The following is a 503-nucleotide window of genomic DNA, read 5'->3' as shown; positions in this document are numbered from 1 at the left end:
ATGTGCAGGTCATACTTTGATGACCATTCCATCATCTTGTTGATGACCTCGACCGATTCTCCCGCATTGTTGATGTCGAGAAGCAGGTCCCTGATTCCGTCGATGATGACCAGTCCATAGCTTTGGTCTTGGGCAAGCGCATAGTTTATGACCTCTATCCTGACGGAGGGTGTGTACTCCCTCAGACAGATAAAGTCCAGATTCTCGTTGTCGATGCTTGTAGGCAGACCGGCGAGCTTCAGGATGCGCTCCAGCACGTTATGACAATGATAGCGGCTCTGCTCGGTATCTACATACAGTATCTTGCGCTTTCCCTCTGGCAGACTGGCTCGATAGTTAAGAACCTTACCGTTGGAGAGTGATGCAGCCACCAAGGCAGACACGTTGAAGGTCTTTTTCGCCTTTGCCTTACCCGTAGAAGCACTGAAGTTGCCCAATGTGGCTATGCTGGAATTATCAACCCATATAATCTGAGGAGGTGTTTTATAAGTATCTGTTGCCTT

At 48.7% G+C, this 503-nt stretch carries 1 pseudogene; it reads right to left on the bottom strand.

Annotation, left to right across the window (positions count from 1 at the left end):
- Nucleotides 1–503, bottom strand: a pseudogene (locus KQP79_RS25835) (AAA family ATPase); the annotation flags it as partial.

The organism is Bacteroides sp. DH3716P, from assembly GCF_025914115.1.
Classification (GTDB): Bacteria; Bacteroidota; Bacteroidia; order Bacteroidales; family Bacteroidaceae; genus Bacteroides; species Bacteroides ovatus.
This window is presented reverse-complemented; position numbering and strand designations above follow the sequence as displayed.